This window comes from Teredinibacter purpureus (assembly GCF_014217335.1).
Taxonomy (GTDB): domain Bacteria; phylum Pseudomonadota; class Gammaproteobacteria; order Pseudomonadales; family Cellvibrionaceae; genus Teredinibacter; species Teredinibacter purpureus.
In genome coordinates, this window is record NZ_CP060092.1 from 2,247,782 (window position 1) to 2,267,149 (window position 19,368).

Below are 19,368 nucleotides of genomic sequence, written 5' to 3' on the forward strand. Positions count from 1 at the left end.
TTTGATGCAGCGAAATTGACGTTGCATTAATGGTAGTCAAAATCAAGGGGATAAAGAGGGGAACTCTTATGTTTGAATTAGTTGATAGTATTCCGCAGAACGCGGTTATCAAAGTTGTAGGTGTTGGCGGCGGCGGCGGTAACGCTGTAAAGCATATGATTACAAACGCTGTAGATGGCGTTGAATTTATATGTGCAAACACTGACGCTCAAGCTTTGAAAGATGTTGATGCAAGAACGGTTTTACAGCTTGGCCATTGCATTACCAAGGGCCTTGGCGCAGGCGCAAATCCACAGATCGGCCGCGAGGCCGCGCTTGAAGATCGTGAACGTATTATCGAGGTGCTGGAAGGCGCTGACATGGTGTTCATTACGGCCGGTATGGGCGGTGGTACTGGTACGGGTGGTGCTCCCGTTGTCGCGGAAATTGCTAAAGAACTCGGTATTCTAACGGTTGCGGTTGTAACCAAGCCGTTTCCGTTTGAAGGGCGCAAGCGCATGGCGATCGCAGATGAGGGTATTAAGCAATTACAAGATCGCGTTGACTCACTGATCACGATACCTAACGAAAAGCTTTTGGCTGTATTGGGTAAAGCTACGACACTTCTTGATGCGTTTAAAGCTGCGAATGATGTGTTGTTAGGCGCAGTGCAAGGCATAGCAGATTTGATTATTCGGCCTGGTATGATCAACGTGGATTTTGCCGATGTTCGCACGGTAATGTCTGAAATGGGTATGGCAATGATGGGAAGTGGCAGCTCGACCGGTGAAAACCGTGCGCGAGAAGCCGCAGAAGCCGCAGTGCGCAGTCCACTATTGGAAGATGTTAATTTGCAGGGTGCGCGGGGAATTCTAGTTAATATTACAGCGGGTATGGATCTTTCCTTGGGCGAATTCACAGAGGTGGGTGATACGATTGAAGAATTTGCGTCCGGCGATGCAACGGTTGTAGTGGGTACTGTAATTGACCCAGATATGTCGAACGAGTTGCGCGTAACGGTTGTTGCAACCGGGTTAGGCGCAGGTGAGCGAGTTCAACAAGCACCACCTACAAAAGTGGTAATTGATAACACGCGCACAGCTGACGGCCGTCCGAATTATAGTGAATTGGATCGTCCTACTATTATTCGAAATACACAGCAGACCAAGGTAGCGCCGGAAGTGGAACCACAGGAAAAAGATTTGGAATATCTCGATATTCCAGCATTTCTTCGTCGCCAAGCTGACTAATTTTTCGTTTTATGCGAGAGAGTATGGCTCAGCTGAATGTGATGTAATAAATGTGATGTGTGGCGGTGAGTTCCCCGCTCTTCTTCGGCGATGCCGGAGAACACATGGATGTGGCTGCCTCAACAGGCTCAAACTTGCAGCAGCCATGGGGTTCCCCCATGGCTGCGCACTATAGGACGTTATCTGACGTGCGCTCTATGTTTGAAGTAGTTTGAAGGTGTGAAGTCGATTGAAGATATAATGACGGGCCTAATTTATCTTAATTTGGCGCGTTAGCGCTCAAAATTTGACGTAATACGACGTTTGATCTAGCAAAAGTGGTAACCTCAACATCGTTCAGGAGAGAGGTTCACGCTGAACCGAATGGGCTCTCAATAGTCTGAAATAGAGTCTTTTTATATCGCTCGAGCTTGGATCGGTATTATCGAGATTACCCCTGAACAAAAGTATGAATAGTAGCGGTCAATATTGGTTAAATAATGGTCAGATAGGTTGGTTTGGCGTATGCGTTCTGTTATTATGCGCGCCGCTTTCCAGCCTACCTTTGAGACACGATTGAATGATAAAGCAACGAACACTGAAAAATGAAATCAGAGCGACCGGTGTTGGTCTACACACAGGACAAAAGGTGTATTTAACCCTGCGTCCCGCACCGATTGATGCTGGTATCGTCTTTCGACGAGTGGATTTAAGTCCCGTTGTAGAGATTGAAGCTAAGGCTGAAAATGTAGGGGACACCACACTTTCTACTACGTTAGTAAATGGTGACGTTCGCGTCTCTACCGTTGAACATTTACTTTCTGCAATGGCCGGGCTCGGTATCGACAACGCCATTATTGAAGTGAGTGCTGACGAAGTACCTATTATGGACGGCAGTGCGGGCCCATTTGTATTTCTAATTCAGTCCGCGGGTATCCAAGAGCAGGCTGCCCCTAAGAAGTTTATACGTATTAAGAAAAAGGTAGTTGTGAGAGACGGCGATAAAGAAGCCGCTTTCCTACCTTTTAATGGTTTTAAGGTTACTTTTGCAATTGAATTTGATCACCCTGTGTTCAAAGGGCGTAAATTAGATGCTACCGTAGATTTTTCAAGCACATCGTTCGTTAAAGAAGTTTCACGTGCACGTACTTTCGGTTTTATGCATGAAATAGAATATTTACGCTCCAAAGGGCTCGCCAAAGGTGGAAGTGTCGATAACGCTATTGTGGTCGATAAGTATCGAATTTTAAACGATGATGGTTTGCGCTATGAAGATGAGTTTGTAAAGCATAAGGTTCTCGATGCTATCGGCGATCTTTATCTGCTGGGCACCAGCTTAATAGGCGAATTTAAAGCGTTTAAGTCCGGTCATGGTTTGAACAATAAGTCGCTTAGAGAGTTGATCAAACAGAAAGACGCGTGGGAAGTGGTGACCTTTGAAGATGATGAAGAAGCGCCTATATCCTATGTAAAGCCTTTGATGGCGGTTTCATAGCCTGCAGGCTGTTGGTCAAATTTACGAAATTAAGAATAAAAAAGACTATAATCCGTATCCAAAATGCATATGGAGTTGATGTTTCGTGGTTAGGTGTGCCATAGTTCGGTGCAATAGTTGACCGACTGCATCTGATGGACGAGTGGGCTTGCCAGTTTGCTCGCCGTGCACAACTATTAATATAAAGTGACGGAATCACATAGTATTCTCTGTCTCTGGTAATGCAATCTTCCAGAAACGAATACGTCAATCGTAACAACAGGCACCAGCGTGCAGATTAATCGATGAAAATAATCGTAGTGAGTAAGCGCCACGGTAGCACCCGCAGTTTTACGCTGGGTGGTTGGACGCGTGCGTTACTCTCTGCCTGTATGGTAGGTATTCCGGTCGGAGCTGCCACCTTGGCTGTTACGCACTTCGCTAATAATGATGCCAATGATGTTCTAACTCCAGATGCCACTCAAGCGTGGACGGAATCTTTGGCGTTGCAACAGCAGCAAGTTGAAGAAGCGCAGTATTTTACAGAGAAAAAACTTGCCGCTATAACCTTACGTGTTGCCGAACTTCAAGCTCGATTGGTGCGTTTAGACGCACTTGGCGAACGTTTGACGTCGATGGCAAAATTGGATAATGGTGAGTTTGACTTCAGCCGAGTGCCCGCGTTGGGTGGGCCAGAGCAGAATATAGACGGCGCTAATTACGCTGCACCCGAATTTAAATTGGTGTTAGAACAGCTCGGCGAACAAATCGACGACCGCCGACAGCAGCTCGATACATTAGAAGCCTTAATGGCTAAGCGTAAATTACAGAACGATGTATTTCTGGCTGGCCGCCCTATAAAAAAAGGGTGGATGTCTTCTCGGTATGGTCGCCGTAGCGATCCGTTTAACGGTCGGATAGCATGGCATGCTGGTGTTGATTTTGCCGGTAAAGAAGGTTCAGATATCGTTGCGGTTGCCGCTGGGGTTGTAACGTGGTCTGGTGAGCGTTACGGCTATGGTGAGATGGTTGAAGTTAACCACGGTAACGGCTTTAAGACACGGTATGCTCACTGTAAAGAGAATCTAGTGAACGTTGGCGACGTGGTCAAAAAAGGCCAAATCGTTGCGTTAATGGGCTCGAGCGGCCGCTCGACCGGCCCGCATGTCCACTTTGAAGTATACAAAAATGGTCGTACGGTCGACCCTGCCACCTATATTCATAGGGCTAGTAGATAGCACTCCCCCCTTAGCCAGCAATCATATCGTCACATTGCTAGGCCTCCATATTTGTCGTACCACACCAAAACTTTTACACACTGCCGAGCTTTTTTGCTCGCTCACTGGCTGGAAATCTTATGTTAGGTAAACTCTTTAGAGCCGTATTTGGTTCAAAAAATGATCGCGAGCTAAAGAAAATGGGCAAAGTTGTCCAACAAATAAACGCGTTAGAAACTCAGATAGAAGCGCTATCTGACGATGAGTTAAAAGGGAAAACAATTGAATATCGTGAGCGTTATGAGAAGGGTGAAACGCTAGAGCAGCTTCTGCCTGAGGCTTTTGCAACCGTTCGAGAGGCAAGTCGCAGAGCGATGGCTATGCGTCACTTCGATGTGCAGATGATAGGCGGTATGACCTTACATCAGGGTCGGATTTCAGAAATGAAAACAGGTGAAGGTAAAACGCTTGTTGCGACACTCGCGACTTATTTAAATGCAATTCCTGGGAAGGGTGTTCATATTGTAACAGTGAACGATTACCTGGCTACTCGAGATTCAAATTGGATGCGCCCTGTATACGAAGCATTAGGAATGACCGTTGGTTCCATTGTTTCAATGCAGGACCCGCAAGAAAAGTACAATGCGTACCGAGCTGACATCACATACGGTACGAATAACGAGTTTGGTTTCGATTACCTTCGAGATAATATGGCGTTGAGAAAAGAGGATCGCGTACAGCGGCCTTTGTTTTTTGCTGTTATCGATGAAGTGGATTCGATTTTGATCGATGAGGCAAGAACGCCGCTTATAATTTCGGGTGCTGCTGAAGATAGCTCCCTACTCTACAAGAAAATCAATGCGCTAATTCCTCAGTTAAAACTCCAGCCTGAATCTGACGAAGAAGAACCCACTGAAATCGGCCACTTTACTATTGATGAAAAAGTTCGTTCGATCGAGTTGACCGAGACTGGGCACCAGCTCGTGGAAGAGTTACTGATTGGTGCGGGCTTGCTCAAAAATGATGAAAGCTTGTATCAAGCTTCTAATCTAGGTTTGGTACACCACATCAATTCTGGCTTGCGTGCTCATCACCTCTATCAGCGAGATGTTGAATACATTGTGCAGGAAAACCAAGTGGTGCTTATTGATGAGCATACAGGCCGAACAATGCAAGGACGACGTTTGTCCGAGGGGCTGCACCAAGCAATTGAGGCGAAAGAAGGCGTTAATATTCAGGCTGAAAGCCAGACTATGGCATCGACTACCTTTCAGAATTATTTTAGATTATACCCAAAATTGTCTGGTATGACGGGCACAGCAGATACTGAAGCGTTTGAATTCCGACAGATATATGGCTTGGATGTGGTCGTCATTCCTACCAACAGACCTGTATCTCGCCAAGACTTGAATGACCTTATCTTTCTGAATGTAGAGGATAAGTACGAAGCTATCATTGAAGATGTTAAGGCTTTTCGCGAAAAAAAGGCGCCTGTATTGGTCGGTACCGCTTCGGTAGAAACATCCGAGGAAATGTCTAAACGATTAAATGCGGCGGGAATAAAACACGAAGTTCTTAATGCTAAACAACACGATCGTGAGGCCGATATTATTGCTGAGGCGGGGCGTCCTGGTGCGGTAACTATCGCTACGAATATGGCGGGTCGTGGTACCGATATTGTTTTGGGCGGTAAGTGGGAAGTTGAAGTTTCAAAACTTCAGAACCCAACAGAAACCGAAGTGGAGGCGATTAAAGCGGATTGGAAGGTTCGACACCAAATAGTGCTAGACGCTGGCGGGTTGCATATTATCGGCACTGAGCGGCATGAATCTAGACGTATCGATAACCAACTTCGGGGGCGCGCTGGCAGGCAGGGCGACCCTGGTCTTTCTCGATTTTATTTGTCGCTTGAAGATAATCTGATGCGAATCTTTGCGTCAGAACGCATGCGTTCTATTATGCAAACACTTGGCATGGAGAAGGGTGAGGCAATCGAGCACCGTATGGTGACTAATGCCATTGAGAAAGCACAACGAAAGGTAGAAGGCCGTAACTTTGATTACCGTAAGCAACTATTAGAATATGATGATGTTGCAAATGATCAGCGTCGCGTTATCTACACGCAGCGAAATGAGTTGTTAGACGCGGATGATATTGAAGAAGCTATTGCCGGTATACGCGACGACGTTGTGGCTGGGCAGCTAGCAGAGTTTGTTCCTCCTCAATCAGTAGAAGAACAATGGGATATCGCTGGCCTAGAAAAGCGTTTTCATGACGATTACGGTGTAGATCTTCCTATACAACAATGGTTGGACGAGGATGACAAGTTAAACGAAGAATCGCTAGGCGAAAAGTTATCTAATGCCATGAGCGAGTACTATCAGCAGGAAAAGGTAACTAAAATTGGCGATATTATTCGCACCCTTGAAAAACAATTGATGTTGCAAGTGCTCGATACCTTATGGAAAGAGCATTTACAAAATATGGATAATTTGCGGCAAGGCATTAATTTGAGGGCTTATGCGCAACGTAATCCTAAACAAGAATATAAGCGTGAATCGTTTGCACTATTTGAAAGCCTACTTGAAGCGCTAAAGTTTGATGTTACCCGTGTTTTGTTCCGAATTGAGCCAGTCACTGAAGAGCAGCTTGCGGAAATGGATCGTCGACGTCAAGCCGCCGCAGAAGCTCAGAAGATAAAATTACAGCACGAAGAGTTTTCGGCTTTAGAAACTGAAGCGCCAGGCGCAATGGATCAAGTGAAGCCGGAGCGGCCATATGTGCGCACAGGCAAAAAAATTGGGCGAAACGATAACTGCCCGTGTGGGTCGGGTAAAAAATATAAGGCATGTCACGGAAAGCTGGCTTAGTTAAGCATTTTTTTGAAAAGTAGCAAGTAAAAAAGCAGCGCTTTATCCGCTGCTTTTTTACTTATATTAGGTTAAGTAATTTTTATCTATCTCATTTTCGAGAGCGTATTCATTAAAGAGAGGGGAGGTGTATTCATGGCGGTAGGTAATGGGGTATGGCCGACTGTTTTTCCTGTTGCCGGTGTTCGCTTGGGTGTGGCCGCTGCCGGTGTGAAATACACAGATAGAAATGATGTGGTGCTATTAGAGATCGCTGAGGGTAGCGAGGTCGCTGGCGTGTTTACGCAGAATGCCTTTTGCGCTGCACCGGTAACTCTAGCCAAACAACACTTGGGCGAAAATACGCCACGATATTTTTTGATCAATTCGGGTAACGCGAATGCTTGTACAGGCGACGCCGGTTTTGACGCTGCACAAGAAACCATGTCCGCTGTAGCGCGTGTTGCAAAAGTTAGTATTAATCAGGTTCTGCCTTTTTCAACCGGTGTGATAGGGGAGCCGTTGCCAAGCAGCAAAATTGTAGCCGCTATTCCGCAGGCGTATGAACAGCTGGATGTGATGGGCTGGGAGCTGGCGGCAACTACTATTATGACAACAGATACACGCCCTAAAGCGAGTAGTGTTCGGATTAATATTGGTGGCGAAACTGTCTCTATCACTGGAATTTCGAAAGGCTCGGGAATGATTCGCCCCAATATGGCGACAATGTTAGCTTACATTGCAACGGATGCGGCAATCGATGCAGATACGCTTCGCGCTATTTCCCTTTCTGCTGCGAACAAATCATTTAATAGAATTACCATCGATGGTGATACGTCTACGAATGATGCCTGTATGTTAATCGCCACTGGGCAATCTTCTGCAAAGAAAATTGAGCGGCCGAGCGGTGAAGCCTTTGAAAAAATTCGAGATGCTATAATCGATGTTTACAAAAATCTCGCACAGCAAATCGTGCGAGACGGAGAAGGCGCAACAAAGTTTGTTACGGTAAATGTCTCGGGTGGAAAATCGAATTCAGAGTGTTTACAGGTGGCTTATGCTATTGCGCATTCGCCTTTGGTTAAAACAGCGCTATTCGCGTCGGACCCCAATTGGGGGCGTATTGTTGCGGCTATAGGTTACGCTGGTATCGACTCTCTTGATCCCTCACGCGTGTCAGTGAGTTTGGATGATGTTCAAATCGTCAAAAATGGTAGTCGCGCGGTAAGCTATTTAGAGGAATCTGGCCAAGCTATTTTTAATCAACCTGAGTTTTCGATAAACGTAGCGCTTGGACGTGGTGAAGCGTCAGAAACACTGTGGACGAGTGATTTGTCGCACGAGTACGTTACTATCAATGCTGAGTACCGCACCTAGATGAAGGTTCAGACGAAGCAGGTTAGGGTTGCTGTTGGCGTAGTGCTTAACGCAGCGAATGAGGTGTTAATTGCACAGCGACAGTCGGGCCAGCACTTGGCGGGGTTATGGGAATTTCCCGGAGGCAAGATAGAAATGGGTGAAAGTTGTGCGCAAGCGCTAGTGCGTGAACTCTGGGAAGAGGTGGGTATAAAGGTCGCTTCTTCCGATCCGTTTATGGTTGTTGCGCATCAGTACGAAACCAAAAGTGTTGAACTTGACGTTCACATGGTGAGGGTTTTTAGTGGTGAGGCGTTTGGACGGGAAGGGCAGTCTATTCGTTGGGAGGGCGTTAGCTGCCTTATAGAAGGACATTTTCCGGAGGCAAACCGCCCTATAATTGCGGCTCTAAAACAGTTCTGTATCTAGCGATACTATTTTGTCTATTCTTGCAGGTCGTTCGACCAGCTATCATCTTCTAGTTCATTCCCGTCTATACGATGGTTTTCACTGGCCCATTCACCAAAGTCAATGAGTTTGCAGCGTTCACTACAAAATGGCCGTTCAGGAAAATCGTTGGTCATTAGTACGGGCTTACTGCATGTTGGGCACTTTACTGAAAGCGTTTTTAATGTCATATCAAGGATAGGTAATTTTGGTGCAGTTGATTTACTTGCTGCTGAGTGGATTCTAGAGAGCCGCTATTATCAATAATATCGTCTGCCTTTGCTAGTCGTTCAGCCCTATTAATTTGCGCCGTAATAATGGCTTTAATGTCATCGCTAGGTACTTCGTCCCGAGTGGAGGCACGTTCAACTTGTATATTTTCTGGGATATCAACGACGAGTATTCGATTAACCGATTTGTCTTGGCCGGTCTCTAGCAAAAGTGGCGATGAAAGAATGGCGTACGGGCTGGTGATGCTTTTTAATAACGTAGCAGTGGTGCGCCGTATCGCGGGGTGAGTGATATGTTCAAGCCATTGTTTTTCGTCTGGGTGAGTAAAAATAATATTACGCAGTTTGGAGCGATTAAGCGCCCCGTTAGCGAGCAAAAGCTCTACGCCGAAATGATCGATAATTTGCTTTAAACAGGGCTCACCGGGAGCCACTATTTGTCGCGCAACACTATCGGAATCAACAACACCTATACCGAGATTGGCAAATAGATCGGTAACCGTTGTTTTGCCGCTGCCAATACCGCCGGTTACGCCAATCGTGAACATAGGTTAGCTAATTTTTGCGTAGCTAAGGTATATTTCGGTAATGCTTTCACCCCAAAAAAAGGCCATCCAGCCGGCAATTGCTAAATAAGGGCCAAAAGGAATTGGCACATTTTTATCTCGGCCCGCAATAACGATTCCGGCAATACCAATAACCGCACCGACAAAAGACGACAGAATGATGATGAGTGGCAGCATTTGCCAGCCCATCCAAGCGCCAAGCGCCGCGAGCAATTTGAAGTCGCCAAAGCCCATGCCTTCTTTACCTGTTATTAGTTTAAACAGCCAGAAAACACACCATAAAACCAAGTAGCCTGCAATTGCCCCGTAAACGGCGCTGTGTATATCTGTAAATATTCCAAAGGAGTTTACGACAATACCGCCCCACATTAGGGGTAGGGTAATGCTGTCTGGTAATAGCTGGTGATCGATATCTATCATCGTAAGGGCGATAAGACACCAAGTAAACAAAAGAGCGAAGCCACCACTTTCGTTGAGACCCAAAGAGAAAATACAAAACACGGACAGTATGCCGGTAACCATTTCTACAATGGGGTACCGAATGGAAATGGAGGTATTGCAACTATGGCAGCGCCCTTTAAGTATTAGATAACTGAATACGGGTATATTTTGCCAGGCCCGAATAGGTGCCTTACAGGAAGGGCAATGCGAAGACGGAAAGGCGATATTAAACTGGGTGTCCACCTCGTTTCCGTTATCGGGATGATCGTTTAAAAACTCTTTGCACTCGGCTTTCCATTGAGCAAACATCGAAAGAGGTAAACGATAGATGACAACATTCAAAAAACTACCGATGGCTAGGCTAACAATTAAAGTGCCTGCGAGCGATAACATAAGAAGTGAGTAGGCATCGATGGCGTTGTGCTCTCCCATTGTTAAACAACCTGCCCGATCTGAAATATGGGTAGGTACATCGCGATCATCAAGCCACCGACTAAAACACCTAGTACGGACATGATAATGGGTTCTAGTAGGGAGGTTAAGCTATCAACTAAATTATCTACAGCCTCTTCATAATAGCTAGCGACTTTATCCAGCATTTCATCGAGAGCACCTGATTCCTCGCCGATAGTTGTCATTTGTACGAGCATTGCCGGAAATAAATGGGTGTTAGTGATGGCCGCATTTAATTGCGTACCGGTAGATACTTCATCTTTTATTCGAAGTACTGCGGCTTCGTATAAAGAGTTTCCTGTTGCTCCAGCGACTGATTGTAATGCGTCAATTAAGGGCACGCCCGCAGCAAATGTTGTTGAAAGTGTTCGAGCGAATCGCGCGATGATTGACTGGTACACAATTCCGCCGACAACGGGGATTTTCAGCATAAGGCGATCAATGAAGTTTCGAAAAGTTTGGCTTTTTTGTTTTAGTTTCCCCAAAAAAAACACGCTGGCGATTAATGCTGCCCCAATAATATGCCAGTACGCCTGAGCTGCTTCCGAAAGATGTAATACGAAAAGCGTAAATGCCGGAAGTTCTGCGCCAAAACTGCTAAAAGTTTCGGCAAATTGCGGGACCACTTTAACTAATAATATACCGGTAACAACAAGGGCGACAATTACAACAGCAATTGGATAGGTCATTGCCTTTTTTATTTTCGCTTTTAACTGTTCGGTTTTTTCTTTATAAATTGCAATCCGGTCAAGCATTGTTTCTAGGGCGCCAGACTGCTCTCCCGATTCGACAAGATTACAGAAAAGCTCATCAAAATATTTTGGCTGCTTTCGTAGTGAGGCGGCAAAGCCCCCTCCGGCAGCAACATCGTCTTTGATGCCACGAATAAGTTTGGCTAGGTTTTTATTTTCGCTGCCGCCGGCGACTATTTCAAAGCTTTGAACTAAGGGTACGCCTGCCTTCATCATCGTAGCCATTTGTCGAGTAAAAAGCGCAATATCCATGGGTTTGATGGGTTTGCCTCCGCCACCGAACATTGGTTTTGATTTGCGCCGTACACTATTAGTTCTTACCCCTTGCTTCAGTAGCTGAGCTTTAGCGAGGGAGGAACTTGGGCTGACAACTTCGCCGGTAACCTTGTTGCCTTTTTTGTCTACGCCCTTGTAGGAGAATACTTCTGTAGTTGTGGAGTGGGCTGTTGTTGCCATCTGGTTTAATCCTTGGTGACTCGATTGGCTTCTTCAAGGCTAGTAAGGCCTGAGGCTGCTTTTTGAAGCGCTGATATTCTTAGATCGTTGAACCCTGCATTACGCGCAGCATCGGCTATCTGAATTGAATTTCCGCCTTCCATAATGATGCGTGAAATTTCAGCTGTAATTCGAACGACTTCATAGATGCCCACACGGCCTTTATAACCGTCAGTACATTTTTCACACCCTACCGGATGAAATAACGTAAATTCAGAGCGTTCTACACCAATCTTGTCGAAGCCTTCTTCTGTTAGAATTTCATCTGGAATATCGTCGGCGGGTATTTTGCAAGCGGGACAAAGCCTTCTTGCCAAACGTTGAGCGATAATAAGGCTTACAGTGGTCGCAACGTTAAATGTCGGAACGCCCATATTCAGGAGTCGGGTTAAGGTTTCTGGTGCACTGTTTGTATGAAGTGTAGAGAGTACAAGGTGGCCTGTTTGAGCCGCCTTTATGGCTATTTCGGCGGTTTCTATATCTCGAATTTCCCCAACCATTACAATATCAGGATCTTGACGGAGGAAGGAGCGCAGTGCCTCTGCGAACGTTAGGCCTACGCGGTTGTTCATATTGACCTGATTAATACCCTCAAGGTTGATCTCAACTGGATCTTCCGCTGTTGAGATATTGCGTTCAGCGGTATTAAGTATGTTAAGGCCTGTATAGAGCGAAACTGTTTTGCCTGAACCTGTTGGGCCGGTTACAAGAATCATACCTTGTGGTTGCTCTAAAGCATCTAAGTACATTTTCTTTTGCTCTGCTTCGTAGCCGAGCGCGTCGATGCCGAGCTTAGCGCTTGAGGGGTCCAAAATTCGAAGCACTACTTTTTCTCCGAAGAGCGTGGGTAGAGTGTTTACCCGAAAATCGATTGCGCGATTTTTGGATATTTTCATTTTGATTCGACCGTCTTGCGGTACACGTCTTTCTGATATATCCATCTGAGACATAACTTTTAGGCGAGCGGCTAAGCGAATGGCAAGATTGACTGGAGGCCGTGCCATTTCTTTCAGTATTCCATCCGTTCTAAATCGTACTCGATAGGTTTTTTCATAGGGCTCAAAATGGATGTCAGATGCGCCAATCTTGATGGCGTCGAGCAAAACCTTATTTACAAATCGTACGATAGGAGCTTCGTCCGCTTCAGAGGTATCCTCTCCTTTGGGGCCGTCTTCGTCAACGGCTTCAATATCAAGGTCATCCAGCCCGTCTTCGTCTAAATCGCCAAGAGCATCTCCAATACTTTCTTCTTCTGCCGTTAGAAAGGCTTCGATAGATGCGTGCAGCTTATCGGCTTCGGCCAAAAGTGCTTCTGTGGTTAGTCCCGTGTTAAATTTTATTTCGTCGAGTGCATGAAGGTTAGTGGGGTCTGCTACGGCAATAAATAATCGGTTACCGCGTTTAAACAAAGGGAGGGCATGGTGTTTTTGGATGAGTTTGGGGTCGATAACCCCAGAAGGAATGGCATCTTTGCTTAATGCGGATATATCGAGCAACGGGGTGCCAAACTCATCTGCGGCAGCTTCTGCGATTTGCTTGCCGCTAATAGAGCTATTGTTGACCAGGTAGAGAGGCAGTGGAGTTTTGTCTCGAGTTGCGCCCTCAATGGCCTTTACGGCATCGTCTTCCGATATAAGGTTGTCTCGCACTAATCGTCGCGCAAGACCACTAATACTGATAGCTGTATTCATTTAACTCTCGTAAACCTTATCGTAACGGTGGTAGCACCTAAGACTAAACCGAAGCCATTCGCCGGCTAAAACATACCGTAAGTGTAGAATAGTCGGTCAGTGCTGGTGGAATTCTAAGTGGACTTTACCATTTTTTCTAGGTTCGGCCAGTAACCTACTGTAAGTTTTAGGGTTTTAAGTGAATTGGGGCGCACTTTAAGCTACGGCGAACTTAAAATAGCCGTTGGCTCGTGTGGTTTTCGACGAGCAAAACCTGTCCTTAATGTGACAATTTCCGTCACCGAGAGGGTAGCGTAATTGCTGGGGAGAGGCGGCGCGCCCCTATTTTAAAGTGATTAGGCTAACTTGTTGTTTTGGCATTGTTATTGAATAGGTTAGCTTCGACTCTCAATCATTCCCTTGGAGGAACAGTTAGATGCAACAAGCACAAAAAGGTTTTACGTTAATTGAATTGATGATCGTAGTCGCGATTATCGGTATTTTGGCAGCGGTAGCATTACCCGCTTATCAGGATTACACGTCTCGTGCAAAAGTTAGCGAGCCTGTTAGTTTATTAAGCGGTCTTAAAATAGATGTTAGTGGTTATTACACCGATAAAGGGTCGTTGCCAACATTAGCGCTGTTGACGGGTTATGCTGGCCCCAAAGTTATTGAAGGTAAGTTTACAACTGGTATTGTTGGCGGTACAGCTGGCTTGTTTGTCGCTACAATGCGGTCTGCTGTAGGTGCAAACATCAACGCTAAAACTGTACAGTTAAGCTTTTTTACCGACAGCAATGGTTTACTGAAGCATGTATGCGAGCCTGGTGGAACAGATCCAATTCCGGCTAAATATTTACCTGCAGAGTGCCGATAAACTTTATACTTAACCGGTAAATGAGTTATTCGTAAGCCCAATAGTGATCTATTGGGCTTTTTTGTGTTTGCGTATATTCACCAAATGTTAATAGCTATGAGACTAAATCAGTCGATTTTTCTTGCCATCGCGTGTGTTGTTGCTGTTTTTTTCTTGTATTGGCCGGGCTTATATGGCGACTTCATGCTCGACGACCACGGTAATCTTCCCCCTTTATACAGTTCAATGCAGCTCTACGGTTTTTGGGGGGCTATTTTTGATGGTGGCTCTGGCCCTTTGGGGCGGCCGGTATCACTATGGACGTTTGCTCTCCAAGAAGCGCATTGGCCTACCCCTTATTTTTATAAGCTGGTGAATGTTTTTATACACCTACTCAACGCTGCTTTAGTTGTATGGGTTGTACGCCTTGTGCTACCAGGCTTATCCCATAGTGTAGGGGGTAAGTATCGTTGGGCGCCTTACGTCGTGGGGTTTGTCTGGGCCATTCTTCCCGTTCATCTCTCATCTGTTCTTTATGTTATACAGAGAATGACGCTCTTAAGTTCTACTTTTGTTCTTTTGGGTGTTTTGTCTTACTTGTATTCGCGTAGATATTTTGTCTGTCAGGACTATGTGCGCGGTTATATAGGCATGTTCTGTGGGGTCGGGGGAAGTTTATTCTTTGGTGTTTTTGCCAAAGAGAATGCTTTAGTTTTAGTGTTGTATTTGGTTGTGATCGAAACTTGCGTTCAGCGGCATAGCCCAATTGACAATAAGTTGATCCGAAAATCAATTTTATTGGGCTTGTGGGCACCCATGATTCTGTTTGGTATGTATATCGTTTATCGATGGCCGTCTTGGGAAAATGTGTGGGTTTTGCGAGAGTTTAATGTGTTCGAGCGCCTGTTTACACAAGCCATAATTCTTGTTGATTATAGTAAAGTCGTCTTATTACCCATTCCGTCTGATCTTGGGCTATATCACGATGGGTATCCAATCTCCCATGGTTTTTTTGACCCCGCTAAAACCATTATTTGTTTTGCCTCCATTGCTCTTGCTTTAGCTGCCGCATACTACGCTAAATGTAAAAAACACTACTGGGTATACTTTGGTGTTATATGGTTTTTCTCCGGGCATGTTATGGAGTCGACCGTTGTGCCACTGGAGCTGTATTTTGAACATAGGAATTATTTGCCGTCCCTATCTCTTGTTATGATGGTTGTAATTGGCATGACCCAGCTACTTGAGCGCGCTAGTCAACCGCGCGTGAGGTGGATGTTTGTATTTTTATCTGTAATCTATGCTGCGTATCTGGCGCTAATTACTTTTGGTCAGTCGGTTATGTGGGGAAATACAGAGGCTTTTCAGTTGGTACATGCAGCGGAAAGAAAAAATTCCGTGCGCGCACAGTCTTTATTGGTTAGTCGTTTCCAGTTGGAGGGTGACGAAGTGCGGGCGTATGAGCAGCTGTTAACGCTGGAAGCTCAATTTCCTGATGAACTTTCTATAGAGTTTTCGAAGCTAGAATTTGGCTGTTATTACACAGAAACACTTAACTATAGGCCTAATCTTGATCAGTGGACATTGAAAGCCGCTACGGGCAGGTTTTCACATGCAACAATGAAATCGATGAATGATATGATTGATCATTTCGGGGGTTCAGCTGAAGTAGACTGTGATAATTTTACCGCCGCCGAGCTGGAGATTATGATTGCGGCTGTTCTAGATAACCCTTCATATTTGTGGAGAAAAAATCATATCTATAAAATTCTTTCTTTGTTAATGCTTAACCTTGGGAATACGGAAAAAGCGCTGGCTTATGCTCTGGGGATTGATAAAGCAAGTACTGAAGTGAGACTGTATAGAGCACGTTTACAGGCGACGATGGGGAACTACGATGCCGCAATTGCAGAGATAGAACGAGCGTTGGCGGAAATTGGTTCTGGAGTAAAAGCTAAGAGAATGCAGCGTAATGCCGATCTTTTACTGGAACAGTTGTATGAAGATCAAAAGTTGGATAAATAGGAGGTGATTAATCATGTATTTGTCTGTCGTTATTCCGGCGAAAAATGAAGAGAAAGGTTTAAGAAAAACAATACCTGAACTGCTGCGAGTGCTTTCTGGAGAATTCGAAATTATCGTGGTAAACGATGGTGGTGACGACGATAGCTTAAAGGTTTTAGCTGAATACCCTGTTACCGTGATCGAGCATAAATACTCCAAGGGCAATGGAGCTGCGATAAAGTCGGGTCTACGTGCCGCAAGCGGTGAAATCGTAGTATGTATGGATGCCGACGGGCAGCATCAGCCAAAAGAAATACCTATTTTGGTCGCTAAACTGGAGGAAGGCTACGATATGGTTGTAGGTGCACGGAATAGAAAAGGGCAGGCGGGAGTGCATCGATCTCTTGCCAATGGTCTTTATAATCGTTTTGCCTCTTGGGTTGTAGGCCATAAAATTGAAGATCTAACATCAGGTTTTCGTGCCGTTAAGCGGGAAATGTTCCTTGAGTTTATTAGTTTGCTACCTAACAAGTTTTCGTACCCTACCACCGTTACCATGAGCTTTTTTAGGGCAGGTTATTCGGTAGGTTATGTTCCGATAGAGGTTCTTGATCGAGTAAAGGGCACAAAGAGCCATATTAATATCACACAAGATGGCGTTCGTTTTTTATTGATTGTATTCAAAATTGGTACATTATTTTCTCCGTTAAAAATATTTACGCCTGTGAGCCTCGCACTTTTTTTAATGGGCTGTGGTTACTATGGGTTTACATTTATAACGGCTGGTCGGTTCACGAATATGAGCGCCCTACTGTTTACAACGTCATTAATGATTTTTCTATTGGGCCTTATTTCTGAGCAAATAACCGCTCTGCTTTACCGTGATGGGCCTGAGAAGTGAAAAATTTACGTTTTGCGGGTGTCCCTGTATGTTTCTATGCCATAAGAGGGTTTGATTTGTTGCCAGGTTTGGCTGTTCAATGAGCCTTAATAAAATTAAGAAATTGGCAGGGCCCGCAATTTTATTGGCCTTCTTCGCTTATTTAATGTTCTTTTTTTTATCGGATATTGACCGGTTTTCTCCGTTGTTGAATATTTCACCCAATGTCGCAGCTGGGTTACTGGGATTAAGTTTTTTAGTCTTTCTAGGGTTGTCCGTACAACAATATCTAATATTGTTGTCAGTAAAATGTAAACTGTCTTTCTCAACGGTTTTCTTGCTAGCGGTGAGCAATACCTTGCTAAATTATCTACCGCTGAAAATGGGGCTTGTTGCAAAGGGCGGTTATTTAAAGTTTATGCACAAGTTGTCAGTGGGTGATTACCTTGGGACGCTGGCGTCAGGGCAATTGCTGTGGATATTGCTTTCTGCATTAATTGGCGCGGTGGTTGGCTTTCTTACGTTGTATCCCGAATTGCAAACCTTGAATGTGACGCTTATGTTGCTTACGGCGTTGCTTGCTCTAAGTGCGGTAATGACTAGTTTGTTATTGTTGACTTTTCGGCGCCCCTATATGGTCGAGTTTTTAGGGAAAGTATTATCTGTAATTCGAATTGACCCCAAACTTATACCCTGCATTTCTATTAGCCGTCCTATTATACTTTTGTATGTGGTTTCGAGCGGCGTACTCTTCGGTATTTTCTCTTTGCGTGTATGGTGTTCATTCGCTGTAGTAGGAGTGGATATCGACTTTTTGCAGGTGTTATTCTTGCAGGCATGTCTTTCAGTTAGCTTTGCATTTTCTTTTGTGCCGGGGAATCTTGGGCTGAAAGAGGGTGCTTTTGTGGCGCTAAGTGCAATGTATGGGTTAGATTTAGATGGCGCACTTCTAGCGGCTCTAATCGATAGGGCTGCAAGTTTATCGCTTACTTTTCTACTTGGGCCAATGGCGCTGGCCCGATTGAGTTATTCCGTTTGGTTAGAAAAAACAGTGCCACCTATTTCTCATTGAGGTAAGGGATAAATTTTAGTATAACTTTCTCTATTATCGCTCTTGTTTTAGAGGATACAGCAAGGGCGAACGATGGCTGTCTGTGTTTTATCCTCCACTCCGCAGAGTGGAATTGAGCCTTGAATAACATTTTTGAAGTTTCGTAAATCCCAGCGCAATAGAATGCGGCACCTATTTTGTACGCCTTTACTTGAAAAAAAGCGTTCCCAAAATTTAGTCTGTTTTTCCAGAGGCAGTTTGTAGAGTGGAATTCAAAATCGACTATTTTTAATAGAGGGTTTTCCTCGTCATGGTTGACTAACATGTTAGATAGATTGATATCGATGATATCCAATAGGTTTGCTTGGCTTCGGTCGTTAAACGCCGTTAGGCGGAGATTTATTGTCGTTTTTTTTGCGTCACCCCAAATGTTTCGAAGCTGTTGCGCCAGGTTTTTGTAATCTTTTTTGTGCTTTGGTTGCCAAACGCTCATGGTTGTCGCTCTAATGTACGGGAATACAATTCCTTCTTCACATAATCCTGTAGGTATTACAGCCCAATCATATTTTAATTGTGATCCAATTTCGTACTCTCTAATATCTAGATGTGGAGTACGGAAACGTTTTTTTACAAAAAATTCTTTTGCATCGGTGGCGTAGAGTTTTAATTCCACGCCTGAATCAGAGATAAGGTGCTGATCGTCCGCTATGTTTTGGTTTTTACTGCCGAAGGATCGGCCAAATGATTTAATGTGTTGTGCGGTTAACGGAAGCGGGGTACTGCTGTTTTTAGGTTCCCAGTTACTGCCTTGTATCGATAGTTTTATTAGCCAGCGCCACGTGCCATGTATATAAAATTTTCCTATTATTTCAATGTCAGATAATATTGGTTCAATGCTATTAAATAGGTAGTGTAAGTGCTCTTCGTCGGTTTGAAAATATTGGTTTATACGGCGTTGCCACTCCCAACGGCTCCCTTCCGAAAGCTCACCTGTTTCGAAAAACATTTGGCCATCACAGTGCCGAGCTAGGTTTTGAAAAGCGTCAATTGCACTGCCAAGTCCATTTTCTCGGACTATATGATGATGAACCGCTCCATAAAAAATAGTGTCGTATTGCTGATGAAGTTCTTGGCTGCAAATGTCTCCAATGATGAGATCGAATTGACTGTTGCTCAGTAGCGCTTCAGATGTTGCTCCTTGAGCTAGTTCAATGCCCGTGGCCTTCGTGATTTTGTTCTGATTAAGTAGGTACGATGTGGTTATGCCTTGGTTGCAGCCTACGTCTAGAAAGTGGTTGGATTGATGGATGTGGGCCCCGATTCGTTCGGCTCTTTTTAGCGATCGCTGATAATGTCTAGAATGGTAGTGTTTGTCGCCTTGCCATGATGAGTTATCGGGATTCATTTTGTTACCTAAAT

Annotated in this window: 16 protein-coding genes; 10 read left to right on the forward strand and 6 right to left on the reverse strand. The window is 44.9% G+C overall.

Annotation, left to right across the window (positions count from 1 at the left end; translation table 11 throughout):
- Positions 1-68 precede the first annotated feature (68 nt).
- The 6 genes from ftsZ (at position 69) to mutT (ending at position 8,533) form a co-directional block, all read left to right on the forward strand.
- Positions 69-1,229 (forward strand): cell division protein FtsZ, encoded by a 1,161-nt coding sequence (gene ftsZ, locus H5647_RS09730; RefSeq protein ID WP_045858159.1) that lies wholly within the window; start codon positions 69-71, stop codon positions 1,227-1,229.
- A gap of 559 nt (positions 1,230-1,788) precedes the next feature.
- Positions 1,789-2,703 carry a UDP-3-O-acyl-N-acetylglucosamine deacetylase gene (gene lpxC / locus H5647_RS09735; protein ID WP_045858161.1) on the forward strand — a complete coding sequence of 305 codons (915 nt, stop codon included), beginning with the start codon at positions 1,789-1,791 and terminating at the stop codon, positions 2,701-2,703.
- 284 nt (positions 2,704-2,987) lie between these two features.
- On the forward strand, positions 2,988-3,920 hold the full coding sequence (locus tag H5647_RS09740; RefSeq protein WP_045858162.1) for a M23 family metallopeptidase: 933 nt from the start codon (positions 2,988-2,990) through the stop codon (positions 3,918-3,920).
- A gap of 119 nt (positions 3,921-4,039) precedes the next feature.
- Positions 4,040-6,769: a preprotein translocase subunit SecA gene (secA, locus tag H5647_RS09745; protein WP_045858164.1), complete on the forward strand. Its 2,730-nt coding sequence runs from the start codon at positions 4,040-4,042 to the stop codon at positions 6,767-6,769.
- A 135-nt stretch (positions 6,770-6,904) separates the two neighbouring features.
- Positions 6,905-8,125 (forward strand): bifunctional glutamate N-acetyltransferase/amino-acid acetyltransferase ArgJ, encoded by a 1,221-nt coding sequence (argJ, locus tag H5647_RS09750; protein ID WP_045858165.1) that lies wholly within the window; start codon positions 6,905-6,907, stop codon positions 8,123-8,125.
- On the forward strand, positions 8,126-8,533 hold the full coding sequence (gene mutT, locus H5647_RS09755) for an 8-oxo-dGTP diphosphatase MutT (RefSeq protein ID WP_045858166.1): 408 nt from the start codon (positions 8,126-8,128) through the stop codon (positions 8,531-8,533).
- A 14-nt stretch (positions 8,534-8,547) separates the two neighbouring features.
- Here mutT and yacG read toward each other — a convergent pair whose 3' ends face one another.
- The 5 genes from yacG to pilB are packed head-to-tail and all read right to left on the reverse strand — an operon-like array spanning position 8,548 to position 13,179.
- Complete coding sequence (gene yacG / locus H5647_RS09760; RefSeq protein WP_045858168.1) at positions 8,548-8,742, reverse strand: DNA gyrase inhibitor YacG; 195 nt, start codon at positions 8,740-8,742, stop codon at positions 8,548-8,550.
- Positions 8,739-9,329, reverse strand: coding sequence for a dephospho-CoA kinase (coaE, locus tag H5647_RS09765; protein WP_045858169.1), 591 nt, complete (start codon positions 9,327-9,329; stop codon positions 8,739-8,741). The genes yacG and coaE overlap by 4 nt, the downstream gene beginning before the upstream one ends.
- A gap of 3 nt (positions 9,330-9,332) precedes the next feature.
- Complete coding sequence (locus tag H5647_RS09770) at positions 9,333-10,181, reverse strand: prepilin peptidase (RefSeq protein WP_236075052.1); 849 nt, start codon at positions 10,179-10,181, stop codon at positions 9,333-9,335.
- A gap of 41 nt (positions 10,182-10,222) precedes the next feature.
- The gene (locus tag H5647_RS09775) at positions 10,223-11,449 is read right to left on the reverse strand and encodes a type II secretion system F family protein (RefSeq protein WP_045858173.1); all 1,227 of its coding nucleotides are present in this window, start codon (positions 11,447-11,449) and stop codon (positions 10,223-10,225) included.
- A gap of 5 nt (positions 11,450-11,454) precedes the next feature.
- Complete coding sequence (gene pilB / locus H5647_RS09780; RefSeq protein ID WP_045858175.1) at positions 11,455-13,179, reverse strand: type IV-A pilus assembly ATPase PilB; 1,725 nt, start codon at positions 13,177-13,179, stop codon at positions 11,455-11,457.
- 415 nt (positions 13,180-13,594) lie between these two features.
- On the opposite strand from pilB, the gene H5647_RS09785 reads away from it, so the two are divergent.
- The 4 genes from H5647_RS09785 to H5647_RS09800 all read left to right on the forward strand — a co-directional run bounded on the left by H5647_RS09785 (position 13,595) and on the right by H5647_RS09800 (position 17,970).
- Positions 13,595-14,035, forward strand: a complete 441-nt coding sequence (locus H5647_RS09785) for a pilin (RefSeq protein ID WP_045858177.1) — start codon at positions 13,595-13,597, stop codon at positions 14,033-14,035.
- 96 nt (positions 14,036-14,131) lie between these two features.
- The gene (locus H5647_RS09790) at positions 14,132-16,039 is read left to right on the forward strand and encodes a tetratricopeptide repeat protein (protein WP_162926350.1); all 1,908 of its coding nucleotides are present in this window, start codon (positions 14,132-14,134) and stop codon (positions 16,037-16,039) included.
- Between the two features lie 13 nt (positions 16,040-16,052).
- Complete coding sequence (locus H5647_RS09795) at positions 16,053-16,919, forward strand: glycosyltransferase family 2 protein (RefSeq protein ID WP_045858181.1); 867 nt, start codon at positions 16,053-16,055, stop codon at positions 16,917-16,919.
- Between the two features lie 79 nt (positions 16,920-16,998).
- On the forward strand, positions 16,999-17,970 hold the full coding sequence (locus H5647_RS09800; protein WP_045858183.1) for a lysylphosphatidylglycerol synthase transmembrane domain-containing protein: 972 nt from the start codon (positions 16,999-17,001) through the stop codon (positions 17,968-17,970).
- On the opposite strand, the gene H5647_RS09805 is transcribed toward H5647_RS09800, so the two are convergent.
- Positions 17,957-19,354, reverse strand: a complete 1,398-nt coding sequence (locus H5647_RS09805; protein ID WP_045858185.1) for a class I SAM-dependent methyltransferase — start codon at positions 19,352-19,354, stop codon at positions 17,957-17,959. The two genes, H5647_RS09800 and H5647_RS09805, sit on opposite strands and share 14 nt — an antisense overlap.
- Positions 19,355-19,368: the final 14 nt, after the last annotated feature.

Coding starts and splice junctions, on each gene's coding strand:
- argJ (WP_045858165.1), top strand. CDS start 6,905: ATGGCGGTAGGTAATGGGGTATGGCCGACTGTTTTTCCTGTTGCCGGT.
- coaE (WP_045858169.1), bottom strand. CDS start 9,329: ATGTTCACGATTGGCGTAACCGGCGGTATTGGCAGCGGCAAAACAACG.
- lpxC (WP_045858161.1), top strand. CDS start 1,789: ATGATAAAGCAACGAACACTGAAAAATGAAATCAGAGCGACCGGTGTT.
- H5647_RS09790 (WP_162926350.1), top strand. CDS start 14,132: ATGAGACTAAATCAGTCGATTTTTCTTGCCATCGCGTGTGTTGTTGCT.
- H5647_RS09805 (WP_045858185.1), bottom strand. CDS start 19,354: ATGAATCCCGATAACTCATCATGGCAAGGCGACAAACACTACCATTCT.
- H5647_RS09785 (WP_045858177.1), top strand. CDS start 13,595: ATGCAACAAGCACAAAAAGGTTTTACGTTAATTGAATTGATGATCGTA.
- yacG (WP_045858168.1), bottom strand. CDS start 8,742: ATGACATTAAAAACGCTTTCAGTAAAGTGCCCAACATGCAGTAAGCCC.
- ftsZ (WP_045858159.1), top strand. CDS start 69: ATGTTTGAATTAGTTGATAGTATTCCGCAGAACGCGGTTATCAAAGTT.
- secA (WP_045858164.1), top strand. CDS start 4,040: ATGTTAGGTAAACTCTTTAGAGCCGTATTTGGTTCAAAAAATGATCGC.
- H5647_RS09800 (WP_045858183.1), top strand. CDS start 16,999: ATGAGCCTTAATAAAATTAAGAAATTGGCAGGGCCCGCAATTTTATTG.
- pilB (WP_045858175.1), bottom strand. CDS start 13,179: ATGAATACAGCTATCAGTATTAGTGGTCTTGCGCGACGATTAGTGCGA.
- H5647_RS09770 (WP_236075052.1), bottom strand. CDS start 10,181: ATGTTATCGCTCGCAGGCACTTTAATTGTTAGCCTAGCCATCGGTAGT.
- H5647_RS09775 (WP_045858173.1), bottom strand. CDS start 11,449: ATGGCAACAACAGCCCACTCCACAACTACAGAAGTATTCTCCTACAAG.
- mutT (WP_045858166.1), top strand. CDS start 8,126: ATGAAGGTTCAGACGAAGCAGGTTAGGGTTGCTGTTGGCGTAGTGCTT.
- H5647_RS09740 (WP_045858162.1), top strand. CDS start 2,988: ATGAAAATAATCGTAGTGAGTAAGCGCCACGGTAGCACCCGCAGTTTT.
- H5647_RS09795 (WP_045858181.1), top strand. CDS start 16,053: ATGTATTTGTCTGTCGTTATTCCGGCGAAAAATGAAGAGAAAGGTTTA.